This is a genomic window from Ruegeria sp. YTSA226 (assembly GCF_059609905.1).
Genome location: NZ_JBXWMQ010000004.1, coordinates 1 through 21,131, shown reverse-complemented (window position 1 = coordinate 21,131; position 21,131 = coordinate 1). Strand labels below are relative to the sequence as shown.

The 21,131-nt window shown below is 57.4% G+C and carries 19 protein-coding genes; 4 read left to right on the top strand and 15 right to left on the bottom strand.

What is annotated here, in order from left to right; genetic code table 11:
- Positions 1–3: 3 nt before the first annotated feature.
- The 5 genes from atpD to AC2FFF_RS07085 all read right to left on the bottom strand — a co-directional run bounded on the left by atpD (position 4) and on the right by AC2FFF_RS07085 (position 5,484).
- Positions 4–1,428, bottom strand: a complete 1,425-nt coding sequence (atpD, locus tag AC2FFF_RS07105; RefSeq protein WP_142636495.1) for a F0F1 ATP synthase subunit beta — start codon at positions 1,426–1,428, stop codon at positions 4–6.
- A gap of 20 nt (positions 1,429–1,448) precedes the next feature.
- Positions 1,449–2,324, bottom strand: a complete 876-nt coding sequence (locus AC2FFF_RS07100) for a F0F1 ATP synthase subunit gamma (protein ID WP_142636493.1) — start codon at positions 2,322–2,324, stop codon at positions 1,449–1,451.
- Positions 2,325–2,339: 15 nt separating this feature from the next.
- Positions 2,340–3,878, bottom strand: a complete 1,539-nt coding sequence (gene atpA / locus AC2FFF_RS07095) for a F0F1 ATP synthase subunit alpha (RefSeq protein WP_142636491.1) — start codon at positions 3,876–3,878, stop codon at positions 2,340–2,342.
- Positions 3,879–4,439: a F0F1 ATP synthase subunit delta gene (locus AC2FFF_RS07090; RefSeq protein WP_496750697.1), complete on the bottom strand. Its 561-nt coding sequence runs from the start codon at positions 4,437–4,439 to the stop codon at positions 3,879–3,881. It abuts the gene before it with no gap.
- Between the two features lie 310 nt (positions 4,440–4,749).
- Positions 4,750–5,484, bottom strand: a complete 735-nt coding sequence (locus tag AC2FFF_RS07085) for a class I SAM-dependent methyltransferase (RefSeq protein WP_496882902.1) — start codon at positions 5,482–5,484, stop codon at positions 4,750–4,752.
- 61 nt (positions 5,485–5,545) lie between these two features.
- Between AC2FFF_RS07085 and gloB the strand changes: the two genes are divergently transcribed.
- Together gloB and clpA are read left to right on the top strand one after the other, a co-directional pair.
- Positions 5,546–6,313 carry a hydroxyacylglutathione hydrolase gene (gene gloB / locus AC2FFF_RS07080; protein WP_281972649.1) on the top strand — a complete coding sequence of 256 codons (768 nt, stop codon included), beginning with the start codon at positions 5,546–5,548 and terminating at the stop codon, positions 6,311–6,313.
- A 174-nt stretch (positions 6,314–6,487) separates the two neighbouring features.
- A complete protein-coding gene (gene clpA / locus AC2FFF_RS07075; RefSeq protein ID WP_142636483.1) occupies positions 6,488–8,812 on the top strand; it encodes an ATP-dependent Clp protease ATP-binding subunit ClpA in 2,325 nt (774 codons plus the stop codon).
- A gap of 137 nt (positions 8,813–8,949) precedes the next feature.
- Here the strand turns inward: clpA and AC2FFF_RS07070 are convergent, their stop codons facing one another.
- The 3 genes from AC2FFF_RS07070 to AC2FFF_RS07060 all read right to left on the bottom strand — a co-directional run bounded on the left by AC2FFF_RS07070 (position 8,950) and on the right by AC2FFF_RS07060 (position 12,414).
- Positions 8,950–10,629 (bottom strand): peptidoglycan -binding protein, encoded by a 1,680-nt coding sequence (locus tag AC2FFF_RS07070; protein ID WP_496751897.1) that lies wholly within the window; start codon positions 10,627–10,629, stop codon positions 8,950–8,952.
- A 3-nt stretch (positions 10,630–10,632) separates the two neighbouring features.
- Positions 10,633–11,814 carry a biopolymer transporter ExbB gene (locus tag AC2FFF_RS07065; RefSeq protein WP_142636479.1) on the bottom strand — a complete coding sequence of 394 codons (1,182 nt, stop codon included), beginning with the start codon at positions 11,812–11,814 and terminating at the stop codon, positions 10,633–10,635.
- A gap of 69 nt (positions 11,815–11,883) precedes the next feature.
- Entirely contained in the window at positions 11,884–12,414 is a 531-nt protein-coding gene (locus AC2FFF_RS07060) for a gamma-glutamylcyclotransferase (RefSeq protein WP_142636477.1), read from the bottom strand.
- 67 nt (positions 12,415–12,481) lie between these two features.
- Here AC2FFF_RS07060 and AC2FFF_RS07055 point away from each other — a divergent pair, with 67 nt between their 5' ends.
- The gene (locus tag AC2FFF_RS07055; RefSeq protein WP_281972647.1) at positions 12,482–13,483 is read left to right on the top strand and encodes a DUF2125 domain-containing protein; all 1,002 of its coding nucleotides are present in this window, start codon (positions 12,482–12,484) and stop codon (positions 13,481–13,483) included.
- Here the strand turns inward: AC2FFF_RS07055 and AC2FFF_RS07050 are convergent.
- The 4 genes from AC2FFF_RS07050 to AC2FFF_RS07035 form a co-directional block, all read right to left on the bottom strand.
- A complete protein-coding gene (locus AC2FFF_RS07050) occupies positions 13,480–14,199 on the bottom strand; it encodes an extensin-like domain-containing protein (protein WP_281972646.1) in 720 nt (239 codons plus the stop codon). The genes AC2FFF_RS07055 and AC2FFF_RS07050 overlap by 4 nt on opposite strands.
- Entirely contained in the window at positions 14,196–15,116 is a 921-nt protein-coding gene (locus AC2FFF_RS07045; RefSeq protein ID WP_271949152.1) for a prephenate/arogenate dehydrogenase family protein, read from the bottom strand. Before AC2FFF_RS07045 ends, AC2FFF_RS07050 begins: the two co-directional genes overlap by 4 nt.
- Complete coding sequence (hisC, locus tag AC2FFF_RS07040) at positions 15,113–16,198, bottom strand: histidinol-phosphate transaminase (RefSeq protein WP_271949150.1); 1,086 nt, start codon at positions 16,196–16,198, stop codon at positions 15,113–15,115. Before hisC ends, AC2FFF_RS07045 begins: the two co-directional genes overlap by 4 nt.
- 65 nt (positions 16,199–16,263) lie before the next feature.
- Positions 16,264–17,679, bottom strand: a complete 1,416-nt coding sequence (locus AC2FFF_RS07035; protein ID WP_496882901.1) for an aminotransferase class V-fold PLP-dependent enzyme — start codon at positions 17,677–17,679, stop codon at positions 16,264–16,266.
- Positions 17,680–17,782: 103 nt separating this feature from the next.
- Between AC2FFF_RS07035 and AC2FFF_RS07030 the strand changes: the two genes are divergently transcribed.
- Positions 17,783–18,244 carry an Lrp/AsnC family transcriptional regulator gene (locus tag AC2FFF_RS07030; RefSeq protein ID WP_142636466.1) on the top strand — a complete coding sequence of 154 codons (462 nt, stop codon included), beginning with the start codon at positions 17,783–17,785 and terminating at the stop codon, positions 18,242–18,244.
- Positions 18,245–18,373: 129 nt separating this feature from the next.
- On the opposite strand, the gene rpsD is transcribed toward AC2FFF_RS07030, so the two are convergent.
- From rpsD to AC2FFF_RS07015, 3 genes are all read right to left on the bottom strand, one after another.
- Entirely contained in the window at positions 18,374–18,994 is a 621-nt protein-coding gene (gene rpsD, locus AC2FFF_RS07025) for a 30S ribosomal protein S4 (RefSeq protein WP_058279997.1), read from the bottom strand.
- A 213-nt stretch (positions 18,995–19,207) separates the two neighbouring features.
- The gene (locus tag AC2FFF_RS07020; RefSeq protein WP_281972644.1) at positions 19,208–19,711 is read right to left on the bottom strand and encodes a hypothetical protein; all 504 of its coding nucleotides are present in this window, start codon (positions 19,709–19,711) and stop codon (positions 19,208–19,210) included.
- Positions 19,712–19,993: 282 nt separating this feature from the next.
- Positions 19,994–21,001 carry a helix-turn-helix domain-containing protein gene (locus tag AC2FFF_RS07015; RefSeq protein ID WP_281972643.1) on the bottom strand — a complete coding sequence of 336 codons (1,008 nt, stop codon included), beginning with the start codon at positions 20,999–21,001 and terminating at the stop codon, positions 19,994–19,996.
- Positions 21,002–21,131: the final 130 nt, after the last annotated feature.

Genomic DNA, 21,131 nt, shown 5'->3' with positions numbered 1-21,131 from the left:
TCCTTAGGCGGCTTCTGCGGCCATCTTTTCCGCTTTGGCGATCACTTCATCGATGCCGCCAACCATCAGGAAGGCTGCCTCGGGCAGGTGATCGTATTCGCCGGCCACAACGGCCTTGAACGACGCGATGGTGACATCCAGAGGAACCTGAACACCAGGCGAGCCAGTGAAGACTTCGGCCACGTCAAACGGCTGCGACAGGAAGCGTTCAATCTTACGGGCACGGGCCACGGTCAGTTTGTCTTCTTCCGACAGTTCGTCCATGCCGAGGATCGCGATGATGTCCTGCAGCGACTTATAGCGCTGGAGGATCTGCTGAACGTCGGTCGCAACGGTATAATGCTCTTCACCGACGATGGCCGGGTCGAGCAGACGCGAGGTCGAGTCGAGCGGGTCAACGGCAGGGTAGATACCCTTTTCCGAGATCGCACGGTTCAGAACGGTGGTCGCATCCAAGTGTGCGAACGAGGTGGCCGGCGCAGGGTCGGTCAAGTCATCCGCAGGAACATAGACGGCCTGAACCGAGGTGATCGAGCCGGACTTGGTCGAGGTGATGCGTTCCTGCATCGCGCCCATGTCGGTCGCCAGTGTCGGCTGGTAACCCACAGCCGAAGGAATACGACCCAGCAGAGCCGAAACCTCGGAACCCGCCTGCGTAAAGCGGAAGATGTTGTCGACAAAGAACAGAACGTCGGCACCGGTTGCATCACGGAACTGTTCCGCCAGGGTCAGACCCGACAGAGCGATCCGCATACGGGCTCCCGGAGGCTCGTTCATCTGGCCGTAAACCAGCGCGATTTTCGAGTCTTCCAGCTTGTCGGGAACGATAACGCCGGATTCAATCATCTCGTGATACAGGTCGTTGCCTTCACGGGTCCGCTCACCAACGCCCGCAAACACGGACACGCCCGAGTGCACTTTGGCGATGTTGTTGATCAATTCCATGATCAGAACGGTTTTGCCAACTCCGGCGCCGCCGAACAGGCCGATCTTACCGCCTTTGGCGTAAGGGGCCAGCAGGTCAACAACCTTGATGCCGGTCACCAAAACTTCGGATTCAGTGGCCTGATCCGCGAAATCCGGCGCGTCCTGGTGGATGGAGCGCGTTTCGGTGGTTTCCACGGGACCTTTTTCGTCGATGGGCTCGCCCACAACGTTCAGGATACGGCCCAGGGTCGCGTTGCCGACTGGAACCGCAATCGGTGCGCCGGTGTCCGTGACTTCGGCACCACGTACAAGACCTTCTGTCGCGTCCATCGCGATGGTGCGGACTGTGTTTTCGCCCAGGTGCTGAGCCACTTCCAAAACCAGCTTCTTGCCGTTGTTGGTGGTGTCCAGCGCGTTCAGAATTTCAGGCAGTGCGTCATCGAACTGCACGTCGACGACGGCCCCGATAATCTGAGTGACTTTGCCTTTTGCATTCGCCATGTTTCGTCTCCGGTTTGTCTCTACAGCGCTTCGGCGCCGGAAATAATTTCAATCAGCTCGTTGGTGATCACGGCCTGACGCGAACGGTTGAACTGGATCGTCAGCTTGTCGATCATCTCACCCGCGTTGCGTGTCGCGTTGTCCATCGCGGACATCCGTGCACCCTGTTCCGAGGCCCCGTTTTCGAGCAGTCCCGAGAAGATCGCAGTCGCAACCGCCTTGGGCAGCAGATCGGCCAGGATGGCCTCTTCGCTGGGCTCATAATCAAAGACCGCGCCGCTGTCGTCCCCTTCGACATCCTCGAACGAGGCAGGGATGATCTGTTGTGCCGTCGGGGTCTGGCTTACGACGTTGACGAACTTCGAGTAGAAGATCGTGGCTACGTCGAACTCACCCGCGTCGAAACGGGACAGGACGTCTTTTGCGATGTCCTGCGCGTTGGAATAGCCCAAACGCTTGACCTCGCTCAGATCGACATGGCCCACGAACAGATCGCCAAAGTCGCGCTTGATTGCGTCGCGACCTTTCTTGCCAACGGTCAGAATCTTGACCGTTTTGCCCTTGGCCTTCAGCTCATATGCTTTGGCGCGGGCCAGCTTGGCGATGTTCGAATTGAAGCCGCCACACAGGCCGCGTTCAGCTGTCATGACAACCAGCAGATGGACATCATCACTGCCCGTACCCCGGAGCAGCTTGGGGGCGCTGTCGCTGCCCCCGACCGATGCCGCCAGCCCCGCCATCACGGCATTGAACCGTGCGGCATAGGGGCGCGAGGCTTCGGCAGATTCCTGGGCGCGGCGCAGTTTTGCGGCCGCGACCATCTGCATGGCCTTGGTGATCTTGCGGGTCGATTTGACCGACTCGATCCTGTTTTTTAGATCCTTAAGATTTGGCATGTGCCCGCCTCTCCCTTAAGCGAAGGTTGCGGCGTATTCGTCCAGCGCAGCCTTGATCTTGTCGGAAGCATCACCCTTGATCTTGGGATCTTCGTCCGTGATCCACTGAAGCAGATCCGCGTGCTTGCCACGCAGATGCGCCAGCAGGCCAGCTTCATAGCGGCCAACATCGGTGACGTCGATTTTGTCGAGGTAACCGTTGGTGCCGGCGAAGATGACGCATACGATTTCAGCGTTGGTCAGCGGTGAGTACTGCGGCTGTTTCATCAGCTCGGTCAGACGCGCACCACGGTTCAGCAGCTGCTGGGTTGCGGCGTCAAGGTCGGAACCGAACTGCGCGAAGGCAGCCATTTCACGGTACTGAGCCAGTTCCAGCTTAACCGGGCCGGCAACCGACTTCATCGAGTTGGTCTGAGCCGAAGAGCCCACACGCGAAACCGACAGACCGGTATTCACAGCAGGACGGATACCCTGATAGAACAGCTCGGTTTCCAAGAAGATCTGACCGTCGGTGATCGAGATCACGTTGGTCGGAATAAACGCCGAAACGTCGCCACCCTGGGTTTCGATAACCGGCAGAGCCGTCAGCGAGCCCGCGCCAAAATCTTCGTTCAGCTTCGCCGAACGCTCCAGCAGGCGGGAGTGGAGATAGAAAACGTCGCCAGGATAGGCTTCACGTCCGGGTGGACGGCGCAGCAGCAGCGACATCTGACGATAGGACACGGCCTGTTTCGACAGGTCATCATAGATGATCAGCGCATGGCGGCCATTGTCACGGAAGAATTCGGCCATCGCGGTCGCGGCATAAGGTGCCAGGAACTGCATCGGCGCCGGGTCGGACGCGGTTGCGGCCACAACAATCGAATATTCAATCGCACCGGATTCTTCCAGTTTCTTCACCAGCTGAGCAACGGTCGAACGCTTTTGGCCGATGGCCACATAAACGCAGTACAGCTTCTTGGACTCGTCGTCGCCTGCTGCTTCGTTGTACACTTTCTGGTTAAGGATCGCGTCCAGAGCAACGGCAGTTTTACCGGTCTGACGGTCACCAATGATCAACTCTCGCTGGCCACGGCCAATCGGGATCATCGCGTCGACCGATTTCAGGCCGGTTGCCATCGGCTCGTGAACCGATTTACGCGGGATGATGCCCGGCGCTTTGACGTCTGCAACGCCGCGCTCGGTGGATTCGATCGGGCCCTTGCCGTCCAGCGGGTTGCCCAGGCCGTCAACAACACGACCCAGCAGACCGTTGCCGATTGGCACGTCCACGATCGAGTTGGTGCGCTTAACAGTGTCACCTTCTTTGATGTCACGGTCAGAACCAAAGATAACAACACCGACGTTGTCGCTTTCCAGGTTCAGCGCCATGCCCATGATGCCACCGGGGAATTCGACCATCTCACCGGCTTGCACATTGTCCAGGCCGTATACACGGGCAATCCCGTCACCGACGCTCAGCACGCGACCGATTTCGGCCACTTCGGCTTCCTGACCAAAATTCTTGATCTGGTCCTTCAGGATTGCAGAAATCTCTGCAGCTTGGATTCCCATTTATCCGACCTCTTTCATTGCATTCTGTAGGGAGTTGAGCTTGGAGCGGATCGAGCTGTCGATCATCTTCGAGCCCACTTTAACGACAAGACCGCCGATGAGGCTTCCATCAACGGTCGCATTTATTGTCACGGTCTTGCCCACACGCTCGGACAGCGTTTTGGACAGTTTATCCATCTGTGTCTTAGTCAGCGCCTTGGCCGAGGCGACATCGGCGGTCACTTCGCCACGCTCTTCGGCCAGCATGTCGCGCAGAACCTGCACCAGTTGCGGCACAACGAACAGACGGCGTTTCTGCGCCATCAGACCCAGCGTGTTGCGCAGGATGGCGTTCAGACCCATCTTGTCGGCAATCGCTGTAATCGCGCCTTCTTGTTCAGCGCGCGAAACCAGAGGCGAGGCGATCAGGTCGCGCAGATCGGCACTGTCGCCCAATGCTGCTGCCAGATCGTTGATTCCGGTTTCCAGACCTGCGAGGTCTTTATTCTCTTTAGCGATCTCAAAAATCGCTGTGGCATAGCGCTCGGCGATGCCTGTGGAAATCGAAGCTGGTTCGGACACGTCCACCCTTCCGATATTTTGGGCCCCGAATTCGCGTTGCGGCAGCTACCCGGGGGCGTGAAGAAACCCCGTCCATAAGGCCGGGGATCAAAATCAACGGGGATGTAGCAGAGGTAAACCCAGCTAGCAACATATTATCACCATGGGCACCTTATCCACAAAGCGTTCTATTTCAGATACTTAGCTTGGGTGCGACCCTTTTATACGACTGATGAGGGTGAAAAATGTTACCAAACCGCAAGGTTTTGCGATTCCTGCAGCCATTTTCGCGTGTTTCGGCGTTATGATGGAAGCTAGTACAGGCGTTGCGCTAGGCTGGCTTGAGCAGGCCATCCAGCGCCTTGATCTGACGGCGCCCTGTCGCTTTGGTGACGGTTCCGCTGGGCGGTCTGATTTGCTTTGTCGCCTCAACCATCAGAACGCCGCCTGCCATGATCGTCGGCAAACGCTGGCCAGTTTTCTCTATCAGGCTGCCGGATTTCAACCAGAACCGACGGAAGGACGGAGGCAAATACAAGGCGGAACGATAGCTATCCGTCATAAAGTGATGCGCTCTAAGCTGACTTTCCAACTGCGAGGCAGAATAAGGGCGCCCGAATCCAAATGGCGTTCGATCGGTCCGTGACCACAGCCCCGCACGGTTCGGTACGATAAAAAGCGCCCGTCCACCGGGACCAAGCACACGCCAGCATTCCGCCAGCAATTCGGCGGGACGTTGTGACGTTTCAAGCCCATGCATCACCACCAGCTTGTCCACATGACCCGTTTCAATCGGCCACAAGGTCTCTTCCGTCAAAACAGATACGTTGGGCATTCCCGCAGGCCAGGGCATCACCCCCTGCGGCCCGGGCATCAGCCCGATGACGCGGCGCGCATCTTTCAGGTAGGGCCGCAACAACGGCACAGCAAAGCCAAACCCTACGACGGTTTGACCCTTGGCCTCGGGCCACAGATCAATCATTCGCCCACGAATGGCCGCCTGCGCTGCACGACCAAGAGTGCTGCGGTAGTAGAAATTCCTCAGATCCTGCACATCAAGATGCATTGCGGACACCTGGCCAATCGGATTAGCTGAGCGCAGTCTAGCAACGAAAGGGCAAAAGGCCATGCCTCTTGAGATCGTCACCATCCCATGTCTCAGCGATAACTACGCATTTCTGGCGCATGACGCGGTTAGCGGCAACACCGCATTAATCGACGCGCCCGAAAGCGACCCGATTCTGTCAGAACTGGAACGACGTGGCTGGGGCTTGTCTCATGTGTTGCTCACGCATCACCATTTCGACCACGTAGACGGGTTGCCGGCCATTTTGGAACAGCACCCGGCGACGGTGATCGGCGCGGCAGCCGACGCACATCGCCTGCCACCTTTGGATCAACAGGTCAATGACGGCGACAGTTTTGAAATCGGCGGGGAACCCGTCCTTGTTCTGGACGTTTCGGGGCATACTCTTGGTCACATCGCCTTTCACATGCCGCAAAGCGCGGTGGTCTTTACCGCCGACAGCCTGATGGCAATGGGTTGTGGACGCCTGTTTGAAGGCACCGCACCGCAGATGTGGGAATCGCTGTGTAAACTGAGCGCCTTGCCGGATGACACGCTGGTTTGTTCAGGGCACGAATACACGCAGTCCAACGCCAAATTCGCTCTCACCGTCGATCCAGGAAATTCTGCGCTGCAGATACGCGTCGCAGAAATTGACAGCACCCGAGCCGCCCAACAGCCTACGGTTCCCTCCACTCTGGCGTTGGAAAAGGCCACTAACCCCTTCCTGCGCGCTGCTGACCCGGCGATTCAGGCACATCTGGGTATGGCAGGCGCCGAACCAGCCAAAATTTTTGCTGAAATCAGGGCTAGAAAAGATCGGTTTTGATACCTATTTCACCTACTTCACAGCCACGGTCACAACAAATGTGACTGTCAAGAGCAAGAAAACCCTTGAAGCCGGGCTCCGATCAACCAAACTCTAATAGTATGAGGACATGGTTGGGATGGGGATCCGGCCTTCAGCCCGCCCCCTTCTGACCCAAGACAGAGGAGCACCCGCGTGCCTTCATTCTCGAGCACACTAGAACAAGCCATCCACGCGGCCCTGGCGGCTGCGAATGAACGGCGACATGAATTCGCAACGCTGGAGCATCTGCTTCTGGCATTGTTGGAAGAGCCCGATGCGATCCGCGTGATGAAAGCCTGCAGCGTCGATCTTGACGAATTGCGCAGCACTCTGGTGGAATTCATCGACGAAGACCTGTCGAACCTTGTCACCGATATTGACGGGTCCGAGGCTGTACCGACAGCCGCTTTCCAGCGTGTGATCCAGCGCGCTGCGATCCATGTTCAAAGTTCGGGCCGGACCGAAGTGACCGGGGCGAATGTTCTGGTCGCGATCTTTGCCGAACGCGAAAGCAACGCAGCCTATTTCCTGCAGGAACAGGATATGACCCGGTACGATGCGGTGAATTTCATCGCCCATGGTGTGGCCAAGGACCCGGCCTACGGCGAAAGCCGTTCGGTATCGGGCGCGGATCAGGCAGAAGAGGAAACTCCGGCCAGCACCGCCGATGGCGAGCAAAAAGAAAGCGCGCTGGGGAAATACTGCATCGACCTGAACGCGAAATCGCGCGCGGGCGATATCGACCCGCTGATCGGTCGTGCCGATGAGGTTGAGCGCTGCATTCAGGTGCTATGCCGCCGGCGCAAGAACAACCCGCTTCTGGTCGGTGATCCGGGCGTTGGCAAAACCGCAATCGCAGAGGGACTGGCATTTAAGATCATCTCTGGCGAGGCCCCCGATGTCCTGTCAGAAACCACCATCTATTCGCTGGATATGGGTGCATTGCTGGCGGGCACCCGCTATCGCGGTGATTTCGAAGAACGCCTGAAAGCGGTCGTGACCGAGCTTGAGGATCACCCAGACGCGGTTTTGTTCATTGATGAAATCCACACCGTCATCGGTGCCGGTGCTACCTCGGGCGGGGCAATGGATGCCTCGAACCTGCTGAAACCGGCCCTTCAGGGTGGAAAACTGCGCACTATGGGTTCGACCACCTACAAAGAGTTTCGCCAGCATTTCGAAAAGGATCGCGCGCTCAGCCGCCGGTTCCAGAAGATTGACGTGAACGAACCTTCGGTCGAGGACAGCGTAAAAATCCTGCGCGGTCTGAAGCCCTATTTCGAAAAGCATCACGAGATCAAATATACAGCCGACGCGATTAAAACCGCGGTCGAGTTGTCAGCACGCTACATCAATGACCGCAAGCTGCCCGACAAGGCGATCGACGTGATTGACGAAGCCGGTGCAGCCCAGCATCTAGTTGCTGAAAGCAAGCGCCGCAAGACCATCGGCGTCAAAGAGATTGAGGCCGTTGTTGCCAAGATCGCCCGCATTCCACCCAAGAACGTCACCAAGGACGATGCCGAGGTTCTGAAAGACCTTGAAAAGTCGCTCAAACGGGTGGTCTTCGGACAAGACGTGGCGATTGAGGCGCTGTCCAGCGCCATCAAACTGGCGCGCGCCGGTCTGCGCGAGCCGGAAAAGCCCATCGGCAACTATCTATTTGCTGGCCCAACCGGTGTGGGAAAGACCGAAGTCGCGAAACAGCTGGCGGATACGCTGGGAGTGGAACTGCTGCGTTTTGATATGTCGGAATACATGGAGAAACACGCGGTCAGCCGCCTGATCGGTGCGCCTCCGGGCTATGTCGGGTTCGACCAAGGCGGTTTGCTGACTGATGGCGTCGACCAGCATCCGCATTGCGTTCTGCTGCTGGATGAGATTGAAAAAGCCCACCCGGACGTGTTCAACATCCTGCTGCAAGTGATGGACCACGGAGAGCTGACCGACCACAATGGTCGCACGGTGAACTTCCGCAACGTGGTGCTGATCATGACCTCGAATGCAGGGGCGCAAGAACAGGCAAAGGCGGCCATCGGCTTTGCCCGCGACCGCCGCGAAGGTGAGGATACCGCCGCGATCGAACGTATGTTCACACCGGAATTCCGCAACCGTCTGGATGCTGTCATTTCCTTCGCGCCGCTGCCGAAAGAGGTCATCCTGCAGGTGGTCGAGAAGTTCGTGCTGCAGCTTGAAGCACAGCTACTGGACCGCAATGTGACCATCGACCTGACGCCAAAAGCCGCCGAATGGCTGGCCGACAAAGGCTATGACGACAAGATGGGCGCACGCCCATTGGGACGCGTCATTCAGGAACACATCAAGAAACCTCTGGCCGAGGAGCTGCTGTTCGGCAAGCTGGCCAAGGGCGGTGTCGTTCGCGTCTCGGTCAAGAAGGGAGAGCTGGATCTGGACATTTTTGGCCCCGATCAACCGCGCATCCCTGGCGACAAACCCCCGCTTCTGACTGCAGATTAAAAGCAGCGCATCAAATCAAAGCCCGGCTTCTACGCCGGGCTTTTTTCTTGCCCGAGCCGAGTCACCTGTCTCAAAAGAAAATCTCAGGGGCGCCCGGAAAACCACCCAACTCTGACAATGGGCCTCCCTTGCTGCAATCAGCGCTCTGTCAGCTTCAATTCGATCCGGCGATTCTGAGCGCGCGCTTCTGGGGTGTTTGCGGGGTTGAAGGGTTGGAATTCACCAAAGCCATTGGCCGCCAGACGTTGCGGTGGAATACCCAACGCATCGACCATATAACGGACAACCGACAAGGCGCGTCCCTGGCTAAGCTCCCAGTTGTCCCGATAGCGGCCAGTTCCGGCCAGCGGGACATTGTCGGTATGGCCGTCCACGCGAATAACCCAGTTCAGGCCTTCGGGAATTTCAGCCGCGACACTGCGCAGTATATTGGCTACCTTGGCGATCTCAAGCTGACCCTTGGGCGACAGCACTGCTGATCCTGTATCGAACAGTACTTCGGACGAGAACACAAACCGATCGCCTTCGATCCGAACGCCTACCTGATTACCCAGCACATCGCGCAACCGACCGAAGAATTCCGAGCGATATCGCTGAAGATCCTCGGCCTGCGCCGTAAGTTCTTGGTTCTGGCCCGAAAGGGCTTCGGCCTCGGCCTCAAGCCGGGCGCGCTCGGCCTCTTCCAACAAACGACGACGACGCTCTTCCGAAGCGGCGCGGGCGAGTGCGGCGTTCAGATCCTGACCCAATGTTTGAATACGAATATCAGCGGCGGCGTTGCGGTCTTCGTAATCGTCCAGCAAGGCCTGCAATCCACCCAACTGCTCGCGCAGGGCTGCCATCTGCTGGTTTAGCAAGGCAGTCTGACGCTGCGCCTTTGCTGAAACGGCTTTCTCGGCAGAGATTGCCTCACGCGCAACGGCCAGCAAGGCTGCGCGTTCTTCGGCCAATGTACGCTGTATCTGCTCCGCTGTCAGAGCGTCGGTTTGGGCGGCCAATGCCGCTTGCAGCTGGGCCTGCAACTCCTGACTATCAAGTTCACCAAATTGCCGCTCGAGCTCAGCCTTGGCAGCTTGCGCAGCGGCCAACAGGGTCAGGGTTTCTTCGGCTTGCTTGCGTTGCGCTTCCAGAGCCAGCGTCATAGCGGTCAGTTCCGCATCCGCGTCCTGCAGACGATTGCGCAGGTTTTCGGCAGCCGCAGCTTCGGCCAGGCGCGCGGCCTCTTCGGCGTCAAGCTGGCCTTCAAGCTCGGTGACCAATGCGGCCTGCGCGGCCTCATTTTGTTCCAGATCCGCCACCAACGCTTCAAGCGCTTCGCGGCGGGCAGCATCAAGCCGGGCGGCCTCGGCCTGGGCATCGACCTCGGCACGGCTTTGGGCAAGGGCCAGGTTCAGGGCCTCTTGTTCATTCAGCAATTCCGAACGCGCAGATTCCAGTGAGGCGATAACCCCCAGCGACCGCTCCTGATCGGCCAACAGAGATGCGACCTGTGCTTCGAATGACGTGATCCTGGTTTCCGCCTGCGCCAGATCTTCCTCGGCCTGCGTCAGGGTCGCATTCAGCGCTCCTAACCGGGCCTGAAGGCGGCTGTTTTCCCTTTCTTCCAACCCAAGAGCACCGGCAAGGGCCGCCACTTCGCCGGACAGGGCGGTCAGTTCATCCTCTTGCCCCGAAATCGTCTCGCGCAGCACGAATTGCACCACCATGAAGATGGTCAACACAAAGGTCAGCACCATCAACAGCCCAGTCATCGCATCCACGAAACCCGGCCAGACCGACCCCTGAAACCGCTGACCTGTGCGACGGGACAGAGCCATGGATTACTCTCCTTCCGGAGCGGTTCGAACGGCGCCTCGGGGCAATGTAAGAGCTTTGACCAAAAGTTCGATGTCCTTGCGCAGCTCGCTCATGCTTTCTTGGCGGCCTGCAGAAATTTCTTCGAGGATACGCAGCAACTGAACATCCATCGAGCGCAGGCGCATGCGGCTTTCTGCGTCTATTCCTTCGCTGGTCCCCTGTTCCCGCAGATGATCCAGCAGAGCGTCCTGCCCCAGTGCGACACGTTCCAGCGCAGCGGTGACATTCTCGGTCTCAGACTGACGCTGGTTCATATCTCCGATTGCGCCGACAAGATGCCCCAGCTTGCCCGACAGCTCGGCCCGGTCGGCTTCCTGCGCCGAAAACAGGTCCTGCAGGGCGTTCATCTGTTCGGACATTGCATCCAGAACCGGTGTCAGAACCGCCAGTTCGGTGCTGCTGCCGTCATCGCCTGCTGCAAAGCCGACACGGGTGATCGAGGACAACCATTCTTCGAGCTCTCGATAAAACCGGTTCTGCCCGTGGCCCGCGAACAGTTCCAGCAACCCCACAATCAGCGATCCGGCAAGGCCCAGCAACGAAGACCCAAAGGCCACGCCCATTCCCTGCAGTTGGGTTTCAAGGCCAACCATCAGGCGATTGAACACCGCCAGCCCTTCTTCGCCATCCTGCGGATTGAGACTGCGGATCGTGTCGACAATAGCGGGGACCGTCGTGGCCAAGCCAAAAAACGTTCCCAAAAGCCCAAGATAGATCAGAACATTGGTGATATAACGCGTGATCTCACGCTCTTCCTCGACCCGTTCGGCCACCGAATCCAAAATAGACCGGGTCGAACTGGAACTGATCTGCGACCGCGCACCCCGGTCCCGCAGCAGCGAAGCCAGCGGTGCCAAAAGCTGAGGCGTCCGCGCGTCCTCATGAACAACGCCACCAACGAAGGATTCGATCCAGCGCACCGAACCGATCAACTGTGTCACCTGATAAAAACAGGCAATTACGCCAACGAAAAATACCAGAAGGATAAAACCGTTCAGATACGGGTTTGCATAGAAAACCGGCAAAACGTAAGGCAGCGCCATGAAGATGCCCATACCAGCCAGGCCGATCGCCACAAGCATCGTTACGATCTGACGAATGGGTTGCGAGAAATGCGGTCTCGCGCCCTGTTGTGCCTGCGCCATGCGCGTTTTTCCCGGTTCTTTTCTGCTCTGACGCGAATCTACCTAATATCTGCCGGTGACGCCAAGGGTTTATGAGGTAATGCTTCGCACCCGTTGCGCTAACCACTCAAGATCGGGATCACGCAGACCAATCTCGGTCAGATGTTCAGCTGTGTTATAAAGGTATTCGGTATTTGGACCACGCCCGCCGACAGCATGGGCAATGATCTGCGCCTGGTCTTCCAACGGCATGCCCCCGCAATACTGCACGTGATCTGCGTCGATAACATAGGTGACAGCCGTTACGACCTCGTCCGTTTCCAAATGCACATCCAGCATCTTTTCGACATAGGCCGACGAGATCAGCTCGCGCTCGCGCAGTTCATGCAAGGTACGCTCTTCGTGGCCTGCTTCGACGGCGAGGGCCAGACCTTTGCACAGGGTGTCACGCTGTTCATCCAACGCCAGAACAAGGCCGGGTTTCTCTTCGGTTCCGCGGTGATGAATCGAACTCATGCAGAAAGACCGCGCATATCCATTCAGGGTTGCGCGTTCGCTGCGGGACACGGGAAAGCCGGGATTCCACAGCAACGACCCATATCCGAAAACCCACATCGTCATAGCACTGGTCCTTGCCCGTTTGCGCCTATAAACATCAATTTCAAGGCGGGAAAAAGGGCCATTAGCAATGCGTGGGCTGATACGAGTAGTCATTTTTATCACTGCGATCTGGAGCGCCTATTGGTTCGTCGCCGGATATGGATTGCGCAACGCGATCACAACATGGTTCGACAACCAACAAGAAAGAGGCTGGCTGGCCGATTTTTCGGATGTAGCAACAGCAGGCTATCCGTTCAGCCACGTCACCCGACTGAACAGCCCCGCACTGGCCGACCCGGTCAACGGCACCGCCTGGAGCGCCGACTGGATCGAATTCCAAAGCCCCGCGATCTGGCCGGGTCGACAGGTTCTGCGTTTCGCGGAAACGCCGCAGCTGCTGTCCTATTTCGATCAAACGTCGACCATCGTTGCAGCTGACCTGCAGGCCGAGCTGCAGTTGCAACCTGGTGTCGCGCTGGTGCTAGAGAAAATGTCTCTGACTGCCGGACCATGGTCCGTTGCCAATGATGCTGATTTGCTAGCAGCGGGAACCACGCTTGGTCTGGTGATGGAGCAAACCGAAAATCCTCAAGCCTATGCGATCAGCGCGCGGATCGATGGCTTTTCCCCCGGCGATGATCTGCGCGCCATGATGCATTCCGCCACCACACTGCCCCAGACATTCGATGCGCTGGAAATGGATATGGTCGCCACCTTTGACAAACCGTGGGACCGATCTGCACTGGAACAAAGCCGACCTCAGCCCACCCGGATCGACCTGCGTCTGGCTGAGATGAAATGGGGTGCTTTGCGCCTGTTCGCTGCCGGAGAGCTGGACGTGGACGATCAGGGTATTCCTACCGGAGAGATTTCGATCAAGGCCGAAAATTGGCGTGAGATGGTTGCCATGGCCAACGCGGCAGGGGCCCTGCCCGATCAGGCGGTAGACCCTGTTACACGTGCCCTGAAATTCATGGCTGGCTTGGGGGGCAATCCCGATGCGCTGGATCTGCAGTTGAACTTCCGTGAGGGCTATGTGGCGCTTGGCCCGCTACCCCTTGGTCCGGCCCCGCGGTTGATCCTGCGTTAACGGCAGTACGGGCCACGGCGATACCGGGCTGTGTCCAAGTGAAAATGATCCCGGTGATACCGGTCCGCATTCGGGCCAAGTACCGTTCCGAACGGCCCGCAGGCGGCGCGCCAGATCTTGGTCAGTTGCTTCTTTGACGGGTTCTTGCGCCAACCGTTCAGAACGGTCACAACCTCGCCATTCGCCATCTTGAAACCTGAAATGTCTATGGCCCGGCCCTTACCGTGTTCCGATATCCGCGCACCCTTGTGGTTGTTACGCGTTCGGCATGCGTAGTGGGCTGCGACCTGCAGTTCGACAACGGGACCGCGCCTTTTGAAGGTGGGCTTCACGCTTTTCTCGACCCATTGGTTCAGCGCAATTGCTGTGCCGCAATCCATGGTGGACGGACGGCTAAGCGCCACACCAGAAACTGAGGTGATCTGTACCGCTTCCTTGATCCCGCAGGCTTTGATCTTGCCGGGAACATTACCCACCGGCTTGCCCTGAATTTCGATATTCCCGCAGACCGATGTTTTGCGCAGCTTACGCTTTTTGAACAGCACCTGCTGTACCAGCGTATTCGGTTGCAACTCTGGCTGCATCCCGACCGGAGCGGCAAAGGCCAGAACCGGTTGGTCATCGGGGGTCAACAGGTGTTCAGATGGCGTTGCATTCCCCATTGTGGCACCAAGTACCAACCACCCAATCGACAGAACGCTCCAGCCGCGCCTCATGGGTTGGTTTTCCCGCGACCAAAATCCGGCGCGTCCGTATCCTGCCCGGCATCAATGATCCCGCGCCGGATCGCACGTGTGCGGGTAAAATAATCGAACAGCTGATCGCCGTCACCTGTACGAATGGCCCGCTGCAGCGCAAACAGTTCTTCAGTGAAACGCCCCAATATCTCTAGCGTCGCATCCTTGTTGGTCAGAAACACATCGCGCCACATAGTCGGGTCCGAGGCCGCGATCCGGGTGAAATCCCGAAAGCCCGCGGCCGAGTATTTGATGACCTCGCTATCGGTCACACGGCGCAGATCATCCGCTACGCCGACCATCGTATAGGCGATAAGGTGTGGCGCATGGGATGTAACCGCCAGAACCAGATCATGGTGGTCGGCATCCATCTCATCAACATTCGACCCCAACCCCGTCCACAATGAGCGCAGGCGCGCGACGGCCTCCGGGTCCGAGCCCTCAACCGGGACCAAGAGGCACCACCGATTGTCGAACAGCTCGGCAAATCCGGATTCAGGGCCGGAATGCTCGGTCCCGGCCAGCGGATGCGCTGGGATAAAATGTACACCCTGCGGGATATGAGGCGAGACATCCTGAATGACATGCCGCTTGACCGAGCCCACGTCTGAGACGGTCGCGCCCGGTTTCAGGACAGGGGCAATCTCTTGCGCAACTGCGCCCATCGCTCCGACCGGCACGCATAGAACCACAAGGTCTGCGCCCTCAACGGCCTCTTGCGCGGTGTCGCAGATCCGGTCGCATAGGCCAATCTTGCGCGCGGTGTCGCGCGTGGCCTCGGACCGGGCATAGCCGGTTACTTCGGCGGCCAATCCAGCACGTTTAATCGCCCAGAACATCGACGATGCGATCAGGCCCAACCCGATCAGCGCAACGCGGTCATAAACCTGGCTCATGCGGCGCCCCCTTTGAAAGCGGTTATGGCCGCAACGACACGGCGACAAGCCTCCTCGTCCCCAACCGTGATCCGAAGAGCATTTGGCAGGTTATATCCCGCGACGCGGCGCACGATCAAACCCTGTGTCTTGAGGTAATCGTCGCACGCTTCGGCCTCGGCCTGATCCTTAAAGCGGGCGAGAATAAAATTGGTGCTGGACGCATCCGAAGATACGCCGATTTTGGACAACTGGGCCGAAAGCCAAACCCGCAAGCGTGCATTTTCGCTGTGGCAAAAGGTCAGGTACTCTTCGTCCTTTATGGCGGCTTCGGCAGCGGCCAACGCAGTCAGCGACAGGTTGAAGGGCTGGCGCACCCGGTTCAGCACATCAATGATCTCTTGCGCCGCATAGCCCCAACCGACCCGCATCCCGCCCAGTCCATAGATCTTGGAAAAGGTCCGCGTCATGATCACATTCTCGAACCGATCCACCAGAGCGCGGCCTCCGTCGAACCCTTCGACAAACTCGGCATAGGCGCCATCAATCACCATCAGACAAGTCTGCGGCAAGCTTTCGGCCAGTCGGATAAGATCAGCCTCGGGGATCATGGTCGATGTCGGATTGCCCGGATTGGTCACGAACACGATCCGGGTCTGGTCAGTCACAGCGGCAAGAATGTTGTCCACATCCACGTGACGATCGGTTTCAGGCACCATCACCGGAGTTGCCCCCGCCATCCGAGCGATGATCGGGTACATCGAAAATCCGTGTTCGGTATAGATAACCTCATCCCCCGGACCGGCATAAGCCTGTGCCACGAATTGCAGCACCTCGTCACTGCCCACGCCGCAGATAATGCGCACTGGGTCCAGCCCGTGGCGTTCGCCAATGGCCTTACGCAGACTGGCGTGATCTGTACTGGGATACCGATTCAGGGTGGCCGCACTGTCCCGTACTGCCTCGATCGCTTTGGGGCTGGGGCCAAAGGGGTTTTCGTTCGAGCTCAACTTGATCACATGGTCGACCCCCGCCACCTTCGACTGGCCGCCCTGATAAAGCGCGATGTCCATAATGCCGGGTTGAGGGGTGATCTGGGTCATAAGAGGCTCCGTATTTAGAAGCCCCTCATACCCGTCTCAAAGCGTTGAGAAAAGCGGCAATTCCCTTATGCCGCCTTGAAGCGGGCTGTCGCCGGGTCGGCGTCGTAAAAGGGAGTAAACTCTTCGGTCCGCCGGGACAGGTCATTGACGCTGTCGATGATGAAGCGGACAGTCTCTTGGGACATCAGATATGAAAAGTTCAGACGCACCCAACCGGGTTTTTTCAACTCTTCTCCAGCACCAAGCGCCGCATGCAACTGCTCCGAGGCTGCACGATCAATACCCAGCAACCGATGGGCATAGGGCCCGGCACAAGCACACCCACCCCGGGCTTGAATGCCATAAACATCACTCAGCATCCGGGTGAATAACTGCTGGTGCACCGGCTGACCTTTACTGTCATGAACAAGAAAGGAAAAAACCGGCAACCGATGTGGATTGTCCGCGCCCAACAAGGTCAGACCTGGGTTATCTCCCCACCCTTCCAATGCCATCTGGTTGTAAAGCGCCTCGCGCCTTGCGATTTCGTCTGCGCCAACTGCATCTTTGACCATGAAAGCCAACGCGGCACGGATGTCACCTATGACATTCGGCGTTCCCGCCTCTTCGCGCGTTGCAAGATCGGCGCTGTAGTCATGCCCCCAAGGGGACACGAAACTCACAGTGCCACCACCGGGCCAGCTGGGGCATGTGCGCTGCACAACGTTTTGATTGACGATCAATACACCAGACGCGCCGGGTCCACCGGCAAATTTATGAGGAGAGACCACGATCGCATCCTTGCGCGCATCCGCGGGGCCCATTCCCATTGGCAGATAAGGCCCACCGCCCGCATAATCCCAAACCGCTACAGCACCATTAGCCTTAAGCAGCCGCGTAACCGGGTCGGGATCAGTGATTATGCCCGTCACATTCGAAGCGGCCGAAAATGATCCGACGATCAGATCCGCATCCGCGTTTTCAACCAAGGCACGCTCTAAAGCCGACAGATCGACACCCCCTTCGGGTGCTTCGGGGATTTCAATCACCAGCGCTTTGCTTTCCCGCCACGGCAGGATGTTCGAATGGTGCTCATATGGGCCGATCATTACCACTGGTCGTGCAGCAGCCTCGATCCCCAACAGATTGACCAGCCGGTTGAGACCCGCTGTAGCGCCCGATCCCGTAAAGATCACCGCATCATTTTCCCCGGCGCCAACAATCCGGGAGATTTCCGCACGGGCCTCGCGGCGCAGTCGGGTCATGTAGGCCCCGCAATAAGACGCCTCGGTGTGGCTGTTGGCATAAAACGGCAACACATGCGCGGCCACAAAATCCTCGACCTGCTTCAATGCGCGACCCGACGCGACATAATCCGCGTAAACCAAAGGTATGTCCCCGCGCAGCCCCGGGATCATAACATTCTCGCCGATTAAGCCATCGCGCAACGTGTCGCTACGAACAGCAGCTTCAATGTCAGAACGAAATTGGGAAAGTGTCATTATACGGACTCCGAAGTTTCCCAACAAATATGATTGATATGTGTTGTGTATATAATGCATATTTTTAGATGGTTTTCATAAATCTTGCGTCATATGATTTGGAATGTCCAAAAATCTAGATCATATTGACCACCGCCTGCTGCGTGAACTGCAAACCGACGCTACGCTGTCCCAACGTGAACTGGCCGACCGCATCGGGCTGTCGCAAAACGCCTGCTGGCGTCGGCTGAAGGCCCTGAATGATCAGGGCGTCATCATCGGATCGACAGCGCAAATCGCGCGCGAAAAACTAGGGCTGAGCCTTGTGGTCTTCGTCATGCTGCGTACGCGGCACCACTCGGCCGAGTGGTTACAGGCCTTTCGCAGGCATGTTCTGACGATACCAGAGGTCGTGGACTTCCACCGCATTGGCGGCGACTACGACTATCAGCTCAAGGTTGTTACGCAGGATATGGCTTCGTACGACAAGGTCTATCAACGCCTCATCGAAAAAGTCGAGCTGGACAGCGTAACTTCATATTTCGCGATGGAGGCAATTGCAGAAGGACGACCCTTGCCAATCTGATCCGCTCTTTATTTGGTCAAAAAAATTGCTCGGGGGGCATCGCGGCTGGTCGTGATTGGGGGCAGAGCCCCCTAAAACGAAAAAGGCCGCGCAACCGCGCGGCCTTTCGAATTTCGATTTCGGCGAAGATTAGTTCTTCGCGTAGAATTCGACAACCAGGTTCGGTTCCATCATGACAGGGTAAGGCACATCGCCCAGACCCGGTGCGCGCACGAAAGTCGCGGTCATTTTCGAGTGGTCGGCGTCGATGTAATCAGGAACGTCACGCTCGGCCAGAGCAGCAGCTTCAAGAACAACGGCCAGTTGCTTGGACTTGTCACGTACTTCGATGACGTCGCCTTCTTTGACACGGTAGCTGGGGATGTTGACCCGCTTGCCGTTCACTGTGACGTGGCCGTGGTTCACGAACTGACGCGCGGCGAACACGGTCGCGACGAATTTGGCGCGATAGACGACGGCGTCCAGACGGCGTTCCAGCAGACCAATCAGGTTTTCACCGGTATCGCCGTTGACACGAACAGCTTCGGCATAGATGCGGCGGAACTGCTTTTCGGTCAGGTCGCCATAGTAGCCCTTCAGCTTCTGCTTGGCGCGCAGCTGCAGACCGAAGTCAGATAGTTTGCCTTTCCGGCGCTGACCGTGCTGACCAGGGCCGTATTCACGACGGTTGACCGGGGATTTCGGACGACCCCAGATGTTTTCGCCCATCCGGCGGTCGATTTTGTACTTGGCAGACGTGCGTTTAGTCACGGCTGATCTCCTTCTTAAGGTCGAGGCCCTAATAGGCCACTATGAAGGGCGTTGTCCTCTTGAGGTTACCCTCATGACAGGCCTCCCCTTGCGGGGGCCACCAACACCAATGAAGCCGCGCTTATATCCGCAGCGCTGGCAGAGTCAACATGCCGAACGGAAGGAACCGAAACTTTCTGAAATTCGATTCAAAGACGGCACCACTAACGGGATTTAGTCCGCTATAGTGGCACCGTTTACAGTTGCGCGTAGGTTCGCGACACCAGTGTACTGGAACTGAGTGGCCTTGCGATGAAACGCGACGACAGTTCCGTCCTGCTCTGCAACTTCACCACTCTGATGCTTGATCTGAGTATATGCGCTGATCCAGAATTCCTGATCGCGTGAAGGACAGCCGCTTTCAAACACCAGCGACGGGCTTTCATCATCATCGGAAACGACCAGTAACGCTGAAAACCGTTGCGCCCCGTTCATAAGCTCGAGCGTTCCGACGACATTATCCGAAAAAGTCGTGGCAGAAATAACGCGCCCGATTGTACCTGATGCAAATGCGTTTTTACGCCCGACAACTTCAGCGCTGCCTGCTAGCATCGATGCCTGACCGCGCCAGGACCAGGCCGACCCTACATTTAAAAATGCCAGAGGTGCCGCCTCTAATCCATCAATCTCTGTCTGCGACCATGAAATGGCAACACGACCGTTTACCCCGGTATTCATTTTACCGCCCGTACCCCTCAACAAATCACTGCCCGATGGCCAAGGGTTTATCAGTGACGATTCCGGCAGAAAAGGGACGGAATTGCAGCAATCACGAGAATGTTGCAGAACAGAATCAGAATCCGGATGCAGAAATCCGCGTTTCAAAGACTTAAAGGATCATACTGAGCCCGAATGTCGGTCTGCCCTGCATTCGGTCTGATCAGGGTTTTTTCGATTCGCCAATCAAAGCGGACTTAAATTTCAAATGCGTGAGCCTTAATCGGCACACTGCGCGAGCTGTCAGTTCACCAGCCCCCGATCCGCCATTCCACCGGCAAAGCGGAGGCTGCGGATATCTTCCGGCATTGTCTTGTACTGGTCTCGAAAAGCACGTTTCAGTGACGTTGTAGACGAAAACCCTGTGGCGGTGGCAATCTCGATTTGTGGCAAATCCGTAAACCGCAGCAGGCTATGCGCACGTTCCAGACGCAATTCTCGGTATGTGGCCAAAAGTTTTGCCCCCGTCTTGTTCAGAAACCGTCTCTGAAGCTGCCGGGTTGAAGTGCCGACCATGTTCGAAAGATCCGTGATCCTGAGTGGCTCTTCGACATGGTTCAGCATTGCCTCAACCGCTGACATAACCAGGTGATCCCCGCCCGCACGATGGATCAAGCGATTGGCAAGCTGGCTTTCGCAGTCCCGCTTGGGTTCGGACAGGCCGATAAACCCGCGCAGGTTATCTGCCATGTTCTCACCATGGTCCAACGAAACAAAATCCGCCAACAAACGCAGCGTACTCAGACGTGTCGTCGCGCTATGCGTGCGCCCGCGCGCCGCCAGATATGTGCCTGTACCACAGTTGGTCAAACCTGCTTCACGCGCTGCTGCATCGAAGTTGGGGTGAATGGCCGCGACTGTTTTTTCCGACAATCTAATCTGGGCCAGCACAAGCACGGCACCACCGACAAGAACGGTCCGTGGCGAAAGGTTCAGAACTTGTGAGACCCATGTTCTTTCGGCGTCGGACAACGTCCAACAATCCGAAAAATCGCCCCAGAAAACAGCCGCTCTTCCGGTCCAGTACTGCGGTCCTCCTACAGACCCCGCACCAGCCAAACGCAGATTAACGACATAGGAATGGTCGCCGGTCAGATCGCTCAGGGCATGATAAAATTCCCTGATCATCTCGGCCGAGGCAAATGCACTACTATCGCGCACGATCACATCGATGTTGTGGGTTCGCACGAAGGCAGCAGAGGTTGGCTCAGCCAGATAGGCTAGGTCATTTTCGAAGATGCAATGCTTCATGTCTCCCCCGCTGAAATGCCTGGGCCACAGGCAAAGGCATATGACCCAGGATGGATCAGCCCCTGGCCATTGCGGGGGCTGATCTGGTTGTCGTCTGTTTACTCTGCGGCTTCTTCGTAAGCGTCCATTG

Coding starts and splice junctions, on each gene's coding strand:
- AC2FFF_RS07065 (WP_142636479.1), bottom strand. CDS start 11,814: ATGGCGCAGGCACAACAGGGCGCGAGACCGCATTTCTCGCAACCCATT.
- AC2FFF_RS07085 (WP_496882902.1), bottom strand. CDS start 5,484: ATGCATCTTGATGTGCAGGATCTGAGGAATTTCTACTACCGCAGCACT.
- AC2FFF_RS07055 (WP_281972647.1), top strand. CDS start 12,482: ATGCGTGGGCTGATACGAGTAGTCATTTTTATCACTGCGATCTGGAGC.
- AC2FFF_RS07050 (WP_281972646.1), bottom strand. CDS start 14,199: ATGAGGCGCGGCTGGAGCGTTCTGTCGATTGGGTGGTTGGTACTTGGT.
- AC2FFF_RS07035 (WP_496882901.1), bottom strand. CDS start 17,679: ATGACACTTTCCCAATTTCGTTCTGACATTGAAGCTGCTGTTCGTAGC.
- AC2FFF_RS07060 (WP_142636477.1), bottom strand. CDS start 12,414: ATGACGATGTGGGTTTTCGGATATGGGTCGTTGCTGTGGAATCCCGGC.
- atpD (WP_142636495.1), bottom strand. CDS start 1,428: ATGGCGAATGCAAAAGGCAAAGTCACTCAGATTATCGGGGCCGTCGTC.
- gloB (WP_281972649.1), top strand. CDS start 5,546: ATGCCTCTTGAGATCGTCACCATCCCATGTCTCAGCGATAACTACGCA.
- AC2FFF_RS07045 (WP_271949152.1), bottom strand. CDS start 15,116: ATGAGCCAGGTTTATGACCGCGTTGCGCTGATCGGGTTGGGCCTGATC.
- AC2FFF_RS07020 (WP_281972644.1), bottom strand. CDS start 19,711: ATGAATACCGGGGTAAACGGTCGTGTTGCCATTTCATGGTCGCAGACA.
- AC2FFF_RS07070 (WP_496751897.1), bottom strand. CDS start 10,629: ATGGCTCTGTCCCGTCGCACAGGTCAGCGGTTTCAGGGGTCGGTCTGG.
- AC2FFF_RS07030 (WP_142636466.1), top strand. CDS start 17,783: ATGTCCAAAAATCTAGATCATATTGACCACCGCCTGCTGCGTGAACTG.
- atpA (WP_142636491.1), bottom strand. CDS start 3,878: ATGGGAATCCAAGCTGCAGAGATTTCTGCAATCCTGAAGGACCAGATC.
- AC2FFF_RS07015 (WP_281972643.1), bottom strand. CDS start 21,001: ATGAAGCATTGCATCTTCGAAAATGACCTAGCCTATCTGGCTGAGCCA.
- hisC (WP_271949150.1), bottom strand. CDS start 16,198: ATGACCCAGATCACCCCTCAACCCGGCATTATGGACATCGCGCTTTAT.
- AC2FFF_RS07100 (WP_142636493.1), bottom strand. CDS start 2,324: ATGCCAAATCTTAAGGATCTAAAAAACAGGATCGAGTCGGTCAAATCG.